This window comes from Zobellella sp. An-6 (assembly GCF_052487945.1).
Window position 1 is genome coordinate 2,961,835 of record NZ_CP199259.1, and the last position, 12,079, is coordinate 2,973,913.

A 12,079-nucleotide genomic window follows, 5' to 3' on the forward strand; every position below is an offset into this window, starting at 1 on the left:
CCATTGCTCACCGGGGGTGAGGGCTTCCCTTCACACAGTGTGTGTCACACAAAGATTCACAAGGCTAATCTGGCCGTTTTTGTCTCAACACCGCCATGGTCAACCGGCTGGTACAAACCAGTCGATCTTTCTCATCATGGATGTCGATCTGCCAGACTTGTGTCGTCGCGCCCAAATGGAGGGGACGTGCGGTACCTATGACAAGGCCGCTTCGCTTGGCGCGGACGTGATTTGCGTTAACCTCCAGACCAACGCAATAATAACCCGCTTCAACGCACATATTGGCAGCTACTGAACCCAGGGTCTCGGCCAGCGCTACGGAAGCGCCGCCATGTAACATGCCAAGAGGCTGGTGGGTGCGATGGTCGACCGGCATACTGCCGCGCAGATAATCGTGACCCACGTCACAAAAGGTCATGCCCAACTGGGCTGCGAGCGTATTCTCTGACAGTTGGTTCAAAGAGTCCAGTGTAAATTCACGTTTCCACATAAAAGACGCAATTTGAAGTGAGGCGTTAGGCGTTAGGCGCCTCACGCCCAACGCCTCTCCCCTCAGGCTTCACATCACCGCTAACGCCGGGCGATTTTGCCGACCACGAAGATCAGCAGCACGGCGCCGATCACCGACATCACCAGCGAGCCGATGATGCCGGTGGCGGCCAGCCCCAGCAGGCGGAACACCAGGCCGCCGAGAAAGCCGCCCACCAGGCCGACGACGATGTTGCCGAGCAGGCCAAAGCCCTGCCCTTTCATCAAGTTGCCCGCTATCCAGCCGGCCAGGCCGCCGATGATCAACCCCCATAACAGACCCATATGCTTCTCCTTGTTGCCTTACGTCAACAAGCTTAGCAGAGCCTGCACCGGATGCTTGACCGGCTGCCCTTCCATCCGCTTGACCTGGCTGCGGCAGGAGAAGCCGGTGGCCAGGCAGCGTTCCCGGGGCAACCTGCCCATGGGCTCGGCCCAGCTCAGGCCATAGAGGGTCCTGGAGCCTTCCAGGTTCCTGGTTTCGTGGCCGTAGGTGCCGGCCATGCCGCAGCAACCCACCGCCACCGGCTCGAGCCGGGCGCCCAGGTGGCCGAAGATCCTGCCCCAGTCCTGGTGGGTGGCGGGCTTGGCGGTCTTTTCGGTGCAGTGGGCGAACAGGTACCAGGGCTCGCCGGCCGGCTGCCGGGCCGGGATTTGCTCCAGCACCCGCAGCAGCCACTCCTGGGGCAGCAGCACCTCGAAGTCGCCCCGGGCCGGGCCCAGGATCTTGTCGTATTCGTCCCGGTAGCAGAGTACCAGGGAGGGATCCACCCCCATCATGGGAATGCCGAGCCGGGCCAGCTGGTTGAGGAACTGGGCGCTGTCGGCGGCCATGGCGGCGAAACGGCGCAAAAAGCCTTTCACATGAGCCGCCTTGCCGTTGGGCTTGAACGGCAGCACCAGCGGCGCGAAGCCGAGCGCCGTGGCCAGGCGCACCAGATCGAACACCACCTGGGCATCGTAGAAGGAGGTGAAGGGGTCCTGCACGATAAGCACGGTTTTCGCCTTCTGCTCCGCGCTCAGGCCCTGCAGCCGGGCCAGGTCGAACTGGCCGGCCGGGCCGTCGGCCAGCAGGGTCTTGAGGCTGGGGTTGCTCACCAGCGGCATGTCCACCATGCCAAGCCAAGAGGCGGCGCCGCGCTTGACCCACTGGTTTTTCATCACCGGGTTAACCAGGCCCGGGGCTTTCGCCATCCAGGGGGTGTAGCTTTCCACCCAGGACACCAGGTAATCCTTGGGCGGGCGCTGGTAGCGCTGGTGGTAGAGCTGCAGGAAACGGGCGCGGAAGGTGGGCACGTCCACCTTGATCGGGCACTGGCTGGAGCAGGCCTTGCAGGCCAGGCAGCCGTCCATCGCCTCCTTCACCTCGTGGGAGAAGTCGTATTCGCCCCGGCGCCTGGCCAGGGTGTGCTTGATGCGCTCCACCAGGCCCTTGACGCTGGTGCCCCGGCTCATCACCGCCGCCTCTTCGGCCATGGGATCGAAGCCCTGGGCCGAGAGCTGGCGCAGCCATTCCCGCACCAGGCCGGCCCGGCCCTTGGGGGAGTGGCGCCGGTCGGCGGTGAGCTTCATCGAGGGGCACATGGGCGAGCGCACCTCGAAGTCGAAACAGAGCCCGTTGCCGTTGCAGTCCATGGCCTGGGTGAAGCCGTCGCGCACGTGCACCGGGATCTGCCGGTCGAAGAAGCCGCGCTTGGTGGCATCCACCGACACCAGTTGCTCCAGGCTGTCCAGCGGGGTGCAGATCTTGCCCGGGTTGAGACGGTTGAAGGGATCGAAGGCCGACTTGATGCGGCGCAGCTCGGTAAAGAGCGTTTCGCCGAAGAACACCGGGCTGTATTCGGAGCGGTAGCCCTTGCCGTGCTCGCCCCACATCAGGCCGCCGTATTTGGCGGTGAGGGCGTTGACCTGATCGGAGATGCGGCGCAGCATCACCTCCTGCTCCGGGTCGGTCAGGTCCAGCGCCGGGCGCACGTGCAGCACGCCGGCGTCCACATGGCCGAACATGCCGTACTGCAGACCATGATCGTCGAGCAGCTGGCGGAATTCCATGATGTAGTCGGCCAGGTGCTCGGGCGGCACCGCGGTGTCCTCCACGAAGGCCACCGGCTTCTTGCGACCCTTGGCGTTGCCGAGCAGGCCCACCGCCTTCTTGCGCATGGCGTAGATGCGGTTGAGGGAGGCCAGATCGTCGCACCGCTGGTAGCCGATGATGCCCGCCTCGCCCCGTTTGATAAGCTCGTCGAGCCGGGCGCAGAGGGCCTCGACCTTGTCGCGCTGGGCGGCTTCGTCCTGGTCGGCGTACTCCACCATGTTGAGGCCGTCCATCACCTTGCCCGGCACGTCCCGGATCAGATCGCTCACCGAATGCCAGATGATGTCTTCCCGCGCCAGGTTGAGCACCCTGGAGTCGACGGTTTCCACCGACAGCGCCTTGGCCTCCACCATCAGCGGGGCGTTGCGCAGGGCGGACTGGAAACTGTCGTACTTGACGTTGACCAGGGTACGGTATTTGGGAATGGGGGTCAGATCCAGCCAGGCTTCGGTGATAAAGGCGAGCGACCCCTCGGAGCCGCACAGGATACGGGTCAGATCCAGGGTATGGGTATGCTTGTCGTAAACATGTTTGAGGTCGTAGCCGGTCAGGAAGCGGTTGAGTTTGGGGAAGCGCCGCTCTATCTCGCCCGCGTGCCCGGTGACGCTGTGGTAGACGCAGCGGTACAGCTCCCCTTCCCGGCTGTCTTCCTCGAGCTTCTGGTCCAGCGCCTCGCCGGACACCGGCCCGGTTTCGATAAGGGTGCCGTCCACCAGCACGGCGGTCACCCCCAGCACGTGATCCGAGGTCTTGCCATAGACCAGGGAACCCTGGCCGGAGGCGTCGGTGTTGATCATGCCGCCGATGGTGGCCCTGTTGCTGGTGGACAGATCCGGCGAGAAGAACAGATCCTGGGGGGCCACCAGCTGGTTGAGCTTGTCCTTGACCATGCCGGTCTGTACCCGTACCCGGCGCCCCTCGGCATCCAGGGTCAGCAACTGGTGCATATGGCGGGACAGGTCGACCACGATGTTGTCGTTGAGCGACTGGCCGTTGGTGCCGGTGCCGCCGCCCCGGGGGGAGAAACGGATATCCCTGTAGGCCTCCTTGCCGGCCAGGGTCAGCATCACCACCAGATCCTGGCTGGAGCGGGGAAACACCACCGCCTGCGGCAGGCACTGGTAAACGCTGTTGTCGGTGGCCACCGCCAGCCGGCTGGCGTAACCGCGCTCTATGTCACCGCGAAAACCGCTGTCAGCCAAGGCCTCGAGAAACGAAAAATAGGTGGGGTTTATCTGCTGCTGCAGATCAATCCTTGGGATCATAACGATCTGTCCCCTTTGAATCCTGTATCAGTGCGCCCAGAAGAGGCGGCCATTATACACGCCTATGGGCCCCGGGGGCGAGGGGCTACTGTTGCCTGCCCCTTGGCAAAGGGCATCACCGCCTCGCGGTAAAGGCGCCAGCATACCCCGCTCCGACCGCGGGCTTGGACGGATAAATCCGACCGGAACGGCAACATAAGCGACACCGGCCGGGGAATTCCCGGCCCCGGCCCGGCGCCAGCGACGGCCTTATCCTTCCCTTCGACCGGACTCGCCGTCACCGGTGATCAGGTGGTTGAGAAAAAGCGCGAACAGCGCTGCCCGCGAGTCCACCCCGAACTTGGCGTACAAATGCTTGCGGTGGTTTTTGACCGTGCCCTCGCCGATGCCGAGCCCGGCGGCGATGGCGCCGTTGTCGAGGCCCTGTACCAGCAAGGAAGCCACCTGTCCCTCGCGCCGGGTCAGTCTGGCCCGGCCGAAACTGGCCAGGGCCGCCTGCACCCGGCGGTCCATGTCGGCCGCACCGGGCGGCGACAGCGCCAGCGGACCGATGCCACCGGGCCAGTGCCGCCGGCACAGGGCCCCCAGCAAGGGGAGACGGCGGCGCAGCTCCGCCTGCTCCGCCGGGGTGAAGGGTCTGGCCTGCAGGCGGCCAAAAAAGATCATCAGCCACTGGCCGTCGTTGAGCCTGATCACCAGCCCCAGCTCCTCCTGCCAGCCGGTGTCCCGATAGAAGGCCGCCAGATAATGGGGCGCCATGCCCTGCGCCGCCGCCAGTACGCGCAGCGAGTAGACGCCCTCGGCCAGGCCGGCGCTCAGCGCCCGGCAGAAGGGATCCTCGGTGTAAAGGCCGTTCAGGTACTGCTGAAACAGCAGCTCGCGCCGATGCCGCAGGTTGTCGTACAGATACAGCGCGCGGCCCCCGGTGCGATAGCCCACCATCAGCAGGCAATCGCACCCGAGCAGGGTTTCCAGCAGGCGGGCCAGCGCCCGGGGAAAGGCGGCACCGCCCAAGGCATCGATCGCCCTGGCCAGCAGGGCTTCGTCCAGGTCTTTCATCGCTATTCACTCCGGAGGTTGGAGCCGACGATTATCGCAAACTGTCCCATAAAGGACATAGCTGGCCGGCCGCGTCCGGAGCAGGATCGGGCTTTTGCCAACGGAGTCTTCCCATGGATACGACCGGTTCCTCCTTGCTCGACGAGCTGCAACGGCGCGGCCTTATTGCCCAGTTGTCCGATCCCGCCGCCCTGGCGGCGCACCTCGACGCCGATGCCCGCACCCTGTACTGCGGTTTCGATCCCACCGCCGGCAGCCTGCACATCGGCCATCTGGTCCCCCTGCTGATGCTGCGCCGCTTCCTGGACGCCGGCCACCGGGTGGTGGCCCTGATCGGCGGCGCCACCGGCATGATCGGCGACCCCAGCTTCAAGGCCAAGGAACGCAGCCTGAACAGCGCCGAGGCGGTGCAAGGCTGGGTGGACGCACTGGGTGAGCAGATAGGCCGGTTGTTGGGTGCGGACGGCAATGATCGGGTGCAACTGGTCAACAACCGCGACTGGCTGGCCGGCATGGACGTGCTCGGCTTTCTGCGGGACCTCGGCAAGCATTTTTCGGTGAATGCCATGATCGCCCGGGAATCGGTCAGGCAACGACTGGCCCGCCCCGAGCAGGGGCTGTCGTTCACCGAGTTTTCCTACTCCCTGCTGCAATCCTACGACTTCGCCGTACTCAACCGGGAGCGGGGCTGCAGCCTGCAGATCGGCGGCAACGATCAGTGGGGCAACATTACCAGCGGCATCGATCTCGTGCGCCGGCTCAACCGGCAGCGGGTATTCGGACTGACCCTGCCGCTCATCACCAAGGCGGACGGCACCAAGTTCGGCAAGACCGAAAGCGGCACCGTCTGGCTGGATCCGACCAGGACCTCGCCCTACGCCTTCTACCAGTTCTGGCTGAACACCGCCGATGAGGATGTCCATCGCTTCCTGCGTTACTACAGCTTTCTCCCCCTGGTGGAGATAGCCGCCATGGAGGCGGAGGACCGGCAAGGCAGCAAGCCCCGGGCCCAAGGGATGCTGGCCCGGGAGCTGACCCGGCTGGTGCATGGCGAGGAGGCGCTGCGAGGTGCCGAACGGATAAGCTCGGCGCTGTTTTCCGGGGAGTTCGGTCGACTGAGCCCGGCCGAGTTCGCCCAACTGGAGCTGGACGGCATCCCCCTGACCCGGGTGGAAGCCACGGGTTCGCTGGTGGAGCTGGTGGTCGCAGCCAAGCTGGCCGGCTCCAACCGCCAGGCGCGGGAACTGATCGCCCGGGGCGCCATCAGCGTGAACGGCGTCCGGGCCGGAGGCGACAGCCTGGCCGGCATTGCTCCCCTGCACCACCGCTACCTGGTGCTGTGCCGGGGCAAGAAGCACTTCCACCTGCTAAAGTTCGACCCGGCCTGAATCCTGGAGCACCGTTCAGTTCAAATATTGACCAGTCGGCTATTTGTTGTCTGTTGCGACACAGAGAAGAGTCAACAGGGCGACCTCCGCCGACACGCCGCAAGTACGTCCCTGTAGGCTCGCACCTGCCATCCCTGGCAGGTGACGGTCGGCGGAGGCCATCCCTGTTACCTCTTTCAAACTCTGACGCCGTCTGAAGGTGGTGCCAGCAGGCAGCTGCGGTGCGATAGGGAGGACAAAGGGGGCAGCTCCGCCGGCCCTCCGCGCCAGGGCCGGAAAATGCTCCTGCCGTTCCGGCATTCCCGCCATCCCTGGCGGTCAGAAGCGTGGCAGAGCCCCCAAGGGGCGAGCTTGCTCACCGTGACGAGCTGTTTCGGCCTGACCGAACATCCAGTGAATGTTCGCAGCAGGTCGAAACTGCGAGTGTCCTGTCTTTACGGCTTGTCGGAGGAGTAGTGCCCTTTGGCCGACAGACTACACCTCGTCAGAAGCCATCGACAAAGGGGAAAGGCGCTGCCTAAGTTTTAAACTGTTCGGTACTCTAGCGGCCGCGCCGCCCGGCGCTGCTCCGTTTGCCGGCGGTACCGGCGCTCTCCCGGCCCGGCTTCGCCGGTCGCCGCCCCGGGGCCGCCTTGCCCCTGCCGTCCTGGCCGACCCGCGGCCCCTTGCGGGCCGCTTTCGGCACGTCCAGCCGGGATGCCTCTTCGGTCTTGCTCGACCCCTGCACCATGCGGTTGATCACCGCCAGCTCCTGGGGGCTGACCTCCCGCCACTGGCCGGCCTTGAGTCCGCCCAGGGAAATATTCATGATCCTGACCCGCTTCAGGCTGGTGACCTCGAAACCGAGGTATTCCGCCATGCGCCGGATCTGGCGATTCAGCCCCTGGGTGAGGATGATATTGAAGCTGCGCGGGCCGATTTGTTTGACCTTGCAAGGCTTGGTCACGGTGTCGAGAATGGGCACCCCCGCCGCCATTTTGGCCACAAAATCCTCGGTGATGGGCTTGTCCACCGAGACGATGTATTCCTTCTCGTGGGCGTTGCCGGCACGCAGTATCTTGTTGACGATGTCACCGTCGTTGGTCAGCAGGATCAGGCCGGACGAGGGCTTGTCGAGCCGGCCGATGGGGAAGATGCGCGCAGGATACTTGACCGCGTCGACGATATTGCCGGGAATGGCCTGGTCGGTGGTGCAGGTAATGCCGATGGGCTTGTTGTAGACCAGGTACACCGGCTGGGGCCTGGCACGCAGGGGCTTGCCGTTGATGGTGACCCTGTCGGCCGCGGTTACCTTGACGCCCATGCCGGCCACCTGGCCATTCACCGCCACCGCCCCCTGCTCGATCAGCCGGTCGGCCTCCCGGCGGGAACAGATGCCGGTTTCACTGATAAATTTGTTCAGGCGGGTGCCGCCGTTGTCTTCTGTCATGGGCCCTGACGCTCTCCCTCGGTGGCGATAAACCGGCCCGCTCCGGACGGATCCGGGGCGGCTGGCTGAAAAGCGGCAGTGTAGGCGCCCGGGCCGGCCATCGCAAGCCCCTTCCCCGGACAGCTAGAGCCAGCGCCGGACCCGGGCACAGTAACCGAGGTAGGCCGGCCCGAACTTGCGCGCCAGCGCCCGCTCCTCCGCCGCTATCTGCACCCGGTTCATATAGAGCACGAACAGTCCCAGCAACAGCAGGTTGAACAGGCTGCCGAGCCAGAGGGCCCAGGCCAGCAACAGCAGCAGATCGCCCAGGTAGATGGGGTTGCGCGAGCGGCGAAAGATCCCGGTGGTCACCAGGTGCGACGCCTGCTCCGGATGAAAGGGCAGCACAGTGGTATGGGCCCGTGCCAACTGCCACGCCGCCGCCGCCATCAGCGCCAGCCCCGCCGCCAGCACCAGCAGGGCAACCCAGCCCTGGCCGGCAAAGGCCAGCCCGCCGCTCCAGCGCCGCACCAGCCACATCAGGCCGGCGATCAGCACCACCACGCCGGGGGGCGGCAGCCACAGCAGGCGGCGCAGGGTGGCCGGGCGCATCAGGACTCCGCCAGCCGCTCTTGCGGCAATGCAGGGGCAACAGGCGAGGCTTCCCCTTCCGCCACCGGCTCTTCCGGCTCCCGGTAGCAACGGGTCATGCGCAAGGCCTCATACAAATCCGGGTAGAGCAGGATGCCGTCCTCCCCCACCCGGATGCCGGCCTGGTGCAGCCAGTGGGTCATCTGACTGCGCCGGCCGGCCATCAGCAGCTGGATGCCACGCCGCTTCAGCTCCTTGTGCAGTTCCCCCACCATGCTCATCACGCTGATGTCCTGGTGGGTGAAGCAGGACACCGCATCGATGATCAGGCACTTGGGCGGATGGGGCTCCCGTCCCAGCAACTGCAGCACCCGGCGCTTGAAATAGGCGGCGTTGAAATAGGTGAGCGGCGAGTTGAAACGATAGATCAGCACCCCGGTCACGGCCTTGACCTCCTCGTTGTGGCCCAGGGTATGCACTACCCCCTCGTCGTTCATGCCCATCAACTGGTCCGTGGGCCGCATCACGTTGCGCAGAAACTGGAACAGCCCCAGCAGCACCGCCAGGGTGATGCCGGGGATCACCCCCATAAACAGCACGCTGACGAAGGTGATCCAGGCCAGCCAGAAGGCGGCGTTGTCCGAGTGGCGCAGCGCCCACTGGCCGCGCAGATCGATAAGCGACCAGGAGGCCATTACCAGCACTATGCCCAATGACGCCGTGGGAATGTACTGCAGGGGCGCGGTCAGGAAAAAGGTGACCAGGGCGATCACGGTGGCGGCCACGATCGACACCAACTGGCTCTTGCCGCCGTTGGCGTCGTTGACCGCGGTGCGGGAGTCGGCGCCGCTGATGGCGAACCCCTGGGACACCGCCGAGGCCAGGTTGGCCACGCCGAGGGCGCGGAATTCCTTGTCGGCATCGATATCGTAGCCGTTCTTGGCGGCGAAGCTGCGGGCGGTGAGCATCATCGACACGAAGCTCACCATCGCCAGGTTGAGCGCCGGCAGCACCAGCTCCCGCATCAGCCCGGGAGGAAACTCGGGGAGCTGCAGCGAAGGAATGCCGCCGCTGATGGCTCCCACCACCATAATGCCGCTCCGCTCTCCCCCCAGCACCCACAACAGGGCGGCAGCGACGGCCAGCGCCAGCATGCTGGCGGGCCACTGGGGCCGGTAGCGCAGGCAGGCCAGCATCACCACCAGGGTCAACAGGCTGATGCCCAGGGTGGGCCAGTGGATCAGCGCCAGGTAACTGGGGGCGGCGGCGATCCGCTCGATAAGCTCCGACTCGTCGAAGGTAAAGCCGAAGATGCTCGACAACTGGCCGACCATGATGGTGATGGCCACGCCGTTCAAGAGCCCCAGCAGGATGGGGCGGGACAGGAAGTCGGCCAGTACCCCGAGTTTGAACCGGCTGGCGATCAGGCACCAGAAGCCGGTCATGGCGGTCATGGTCATCACCAGTTGCCAGTGGCGGGTGGCATCTCCCGCCGCCAGGGGGGTGACCACGGCGGCGATCACCGCGCAGGTGGCGGCATCGGGCCCGACGATCAACTGGCGGGAGGTGCCGAACAGGGCGTAGGCCAGCATCGGCAGTATGCAGGAATAAAGACCGACCACGGCCCCCACCCCGGCCAGCTCCGCGTAGGCGATGGCCACCGGCAGCGCCACCGCCGCCACCGACAGACCGGCGCGCAGATCCGGCAGCAACCAGGCGCGCTGGTATCCCAACAACGCCACCAGCCCCGGCATCCAGCGGGCCAGGGAGAAAAAATCGCGCATTTTTCAACCACTTGCAGTTAGTTATCTCGCCTTAATTATAGAGTGACGGTGACACAACATGCGCGTAAATCATCAGGTTGGTAAAAACGCCGGCGACGGACTCAGCCTGCGCCCAGGGCCGGGCGCAGGCGCAGCCGGGCCAGCCAGCGCTGAATATGGGGCCGGGACGCCACCTCGATGTCCAGCCGCGGCAGGAAGCCTATCAGCACATAGGCGGCGATGTCGGCGATGGAATAGCGTTCCCCGGCCAGATACTCGGCCTCGCCCAGGCGCTGCTCCAGCCGGGGCAGGAAGGCCTGCAGCCGGGTCCTGGACTCCTCGCCCCAGGCGGGGACGCAGTGTTCCCGATCCCGGTAAACGCCGCTCAGGTTGCGGAAGGCCTGAAAGGCAGGGATGAGTCCGTCCAGTTCGACGATGCGGTGCCACATTTCCACCCGGGCCCGGTCCAGGGGACTGTCGCCGAACAGGGCGAGTTCATCCGGGTACAACTCATCGAAATAACGGCAGATGGCCACCGACTCGCACAGGTAGCTACCGTCGTCCAGCTCCAGCAAGGGAATGCGGCCGTTGGCGCTCTTGGCCCGGAATTCGGGCGTCAGGTTTTCCCCGGCCCGCACGTCCACCTGCACCCGCTCGACCGCTATCCCCTTCTCGGCCAGAAAGATGTTCACCCGCCGGGCGTTGGGGGTGGTCGCCAGTTCATAAAGTCTCATAAGGTCACCTTGTGGTAATAAAATCATGGGGTGACCTTAGGTTATCCCAGTCGTCGCCACCAACACAGGGGCAACGCCCGAATGCTGAAAATGTCGCCGCCATCGCAAAAAGGGAATCAAATCATCCAGAACGCAATCACAGTGCCGTTTGCCGCCTGTCTTCCCGTCCCAAACTATGGTTGAATACTCGGCTGCGGCCCTAAAGCCGCTGCTCCCTCCATTACCCACAGGCTTCCGATGGCATGACGACACCAGTTCTGATCTGTGACGATTCCGCCCTGGCGCGCAAACAAATGGCCAGATCCCTGCCCGCTGACTGGGAACTTGAACTCCACTTCGCGGAACATGGCTTAGATGCCCTGCGGCAGTTGCGCACCGGGGAGTTCGAGCTGCTTTTTCTCGATCTGAACATGCCGGTGCTGGACGGCTACGGAGTGCTGGAGGCCATCAAGGCCGAAGACCTGCCGGTGATGACCCTGGTGGTGTCCGGCGACATTCAGCCTCAGGCCAGAGAGCGGGTCAAGGCCCTGGGCGCCCTGGGCTTTATCCGCAAACCCGTCGATACCGCCGAGCTGAGCGAGCTGCTGCGCCAGTACGGCCTCTACCAGCCGGCCGAAACCGCCCCGCAGACGCCATCACCGGCCCGACACCCCGACACCGCCCTGTCGCTCCACGACTACCTGCAGGAGCTGGCCAACGTCGCCATGGGGCAGGCCTCGGACCTGCTGGCCCGGTTGCTCAACGTCTTTATCCGCCAGCCCATCCCCCGGGTCGCCCCCATCGCCCGTAGCGAACTCAGCATGGCCATCTCGGCGGTGGAAAGCGGCGAATGCTATTCCGCCGTATGCCAGGGCTTTGTCGGGGCCGGTGTGTCCGGCGAGGCGCTGCTGCTGTTTTCGGATGCCAGCATAGGGGAAATGGCCCGGCTGCTGCGTTACGATGACGCCACCGCAGCGCCGGACGTGGAGATACTGATGGACATGTCGAGCATACTGTTCGGCGCCTTTCTCAAGGGGCTGGGGGATCAGCTCGACATCCGCCTCGGGCTGGGTCACCCCACGGTGCTCGGCCGGCACCAGCGGGTGGACGTGTTGCTGGAACACCACCGCCGGCAGAGCGAACAGCTGCTGTGCATCGAGATCCCCTACGAACTCGAACACCATCATATTCACTGCAATTTGCTGGTGCTGCTCACGGAGGAGTCGGTCAGCCGGCTGGAGCAGCGTCTTTGCTACATGACGGAGTAAG

Annotated in this window: 10 protein-coding genes; 2 read left to right on the plus strand and 8 right to left on the minus strand. The window is 64.9% G+C overall.

Annotated features, from left to right (window positions below; translation table 11 throughout):
• Positions 1 to 64 precede the first annotated feature (64 nt).
• The 4 genes from ACT7DK_RS13870 to ACT7DK_RS13885 form a co-directional block, all read right to left on the minus strand.
• The gene (locus tag ACT7DK_RS13870) at positions 65 to 490 is read right to left on the minus strand and encodes a hotdog fold thioesterase (protein WP_094040096.1); all 426 of its coding nucleotides are present in this window, start codon (positions 488 to 490) and stop codon (positions 65 to 67) included.
• 80 nt (positions 491 to 570) lie between these two features.
• A complete protein-coding gene (locus ACT7DK_RS13875) occupies positions 571 to 813 on the minus strand; it encodes a GlsB/YeaQ/YmgE family stress response membrane protein (protein WP_096779623.1) in 243 nt (80 codons plus the stop codon).
• 18 nt (positions 814 to 831) lie between these two features.
• Entirely contained in the window at positions 832 to 3,888 is a 3,057-nt protein-coding gene (gene ydiJ, locus ACT7DK_RS13880) for a D-2-hydroxyglutarate dehydrogenase YdiJ (protein ID WP_445400120.1), read from the minus strand.
• 249 nt (positions 3,889 to 4,137) lie between these two features.
• A complete protein-coding gene (locus ACT7DK_RS13885; protein ID WP_445400122.1) occupies positions 4,138 to 4,947 on the minus strand; it encodes a helix-turn-helix transcriptional regulator in 810 nt (269 codons plus the stop codon).
• A gap of 113 nt (positions 4,948 to 5,060) precedes the next feature.
• Here ACT7DK_RS13885 and tyrS point away from each other — a divergent pair, with 113 nt between their 5' ends.
• On the plus strand, positions 5,061 to 6,335 hold the full coding sequence (gene tyrS, locus ACT7DK_RS13890) for a tyrosine--tRNA ligase (protein ID WP_445400124.1): 1,275 nt from the start codon (positions 5,061 to 5,063) through the stop codon (positions 6,333 to 6,335).
• A 541-nt stretch (positions 6,336 to 6,876) separates the two neighbouring features.
• On the opposite strand, the gene rluF is transcribed toward tyrS, so the two are convergent.
• From rluF to ACT7DK_RS13910, 4 genes are all read right to left on the minus strand, one after another.
• On the minus strand, positions 6,877 to 7,764 hold the full coding sequence (gene rluF, locus ACT7DK_RS13895; RefSeq protein WP_096779627.1) for a 23S rRNA pseudouridine(2604) synthase RluF: 888 nt from the start codon (positions 7,762 to 7,764) through the stop codon (positions 6,877 to 6,879).
• 123 nt (positions 7,765 to 7,887) lie between these two features.
• Positions 7,888 to 8,355 (minus strand): methyltransferase family protein, encoded by a 468-nt coding sequence (locus tag ACT7DK_RS13900; RefSeq protein WP_094039842.1) that lies wholly within the window; start codon positions 8,353 to 8,355, stop codon positions 7,888 to 7,890.
• Complete coding sequence (locus ACT7DK_RS13905) at positions 8,355 to 10,118, minus strand: SulP family inorganic anion transporter (RefSeq protein WP_445400127.1); 1,764 nt, start codon at positions 10,116 to 10,118, stop codon at positions 8,355 to 8,357. The genes ACT7DK_RS13900 and ACT7DK_RS13905 overlap by 1 nt, the downstream gene beginning before the upstream one ends.
• Positions 10,119 to 10,219: 101 nt before the next feature.
• The gene (locus tag ACT7DK_RS13910) at positions 10,220 to 10,831 is read right to left on the minus strand and encodes a glutathione S-transferase family protein (protein ID WP_445400129.1); all 612 of its coding nucleotides are present in this window, start codon (positions 10,829 to 10,831) and stop codon (positions 10,220 to 10,222) included.
• 242 nt (positions 10,832 to 11,073) lie between these two features.
• Between ACT7DK_RS13910 and ACT7DK_RS13915 the strand changes: the two genes are divergently transcribed.
• Positions 11,074 to 12,078 carry a response regulator gene (locus ACT7DK_RS13915; RefSeq protein ID WP_445400131.1) on the plus strand — a complete coding sequence of 335 codons (1,005 nt, stop codon included), beginning with the start codon at positions 11,074 to 11,076 and terminating at the stop codon, positions 12,076 to 12,078.
• Position 12,079 lies beyond the last annotated feature (1 nt).

What these genes read in the sequence shown, in the direction of transcription:
- ACT7DK_RS13915 (WP_445400131.1), top strand. Translation starts at nt 11,074, where the DNA reads ATGACGACACCAGTTCTGATCTGTGACGATTCCGCCCTGGCGCGCAAA.
- rluF (WP_096779627.1), bottom strand. Translation starts at nt 7,764, where the DNA reads ATGACAGAAGACAACGGCGGCACCCGCCTGAACAAATTTATCAGTGAA.
- tyrS (WP_445400124.1), top strand. Translation starts at nt 5,061, where the DNA reads ATGGATACGACCGGTTCCTCCTTGCTCGACGAGCTGCAACGGCGCGGC.
- ACT7DK_RS13905 (WP_445400127.1), bottom strand. Translation starts at nt 10,118, where the DNA reads ATGCGCGATTTTTTCTCCCTGGCCCGCTGGATGCCGGGGCTGGTGGCG.
- ydiJ (WP_445400120.1), bottom strand. Translation starts at nt 3,888, where the DNA reads ATGATCCCAAGGATTGATCTGCAGCAGCAGATAAACCCCACCTATTTT.
- ACT7DK_RS13875 (WP_096779623.1), bottom strand. Translation starts at nt 813, where the DNA reads ATGGGTCTGTTATGGGGGTTGATCATCGGCGGCCTGGCCGGCTGGATA.
- ACT7DK_RS13870 (WP_094040096.1), bottom strand. Translation starts at nt 490, where the DNA reads ATGTGGAAACGTGAATTTACACTGGACTCTTTGAACCAACTGTCAGAG.
- ACT7DK_RS13885 (WP_445400122.1), bottom strand. Translation starts at nt 4,947, where the DNA reads ATGAAAGACCTGGACGAAGCCCTGCTGGCCAGGGCGATCGATGCCTTG.
- ACT7DK_RS13900 (WP_094039842.1), bottom strand. Translation starts at nt 8,355, where the DNA reads ATGCGCCCGGCCACCCTGCGCCGCCTGCTGTGGCTGCCGCCCCCCGGC.
- ACT7DK_RS13910 (WP_445400129.1), bottom strand. Translation starts at nt 10,831, where the DNA reads ATGAGACTTTATGAACTGGCGACCACCCCCAACGCCCGGCGGGTGAAC.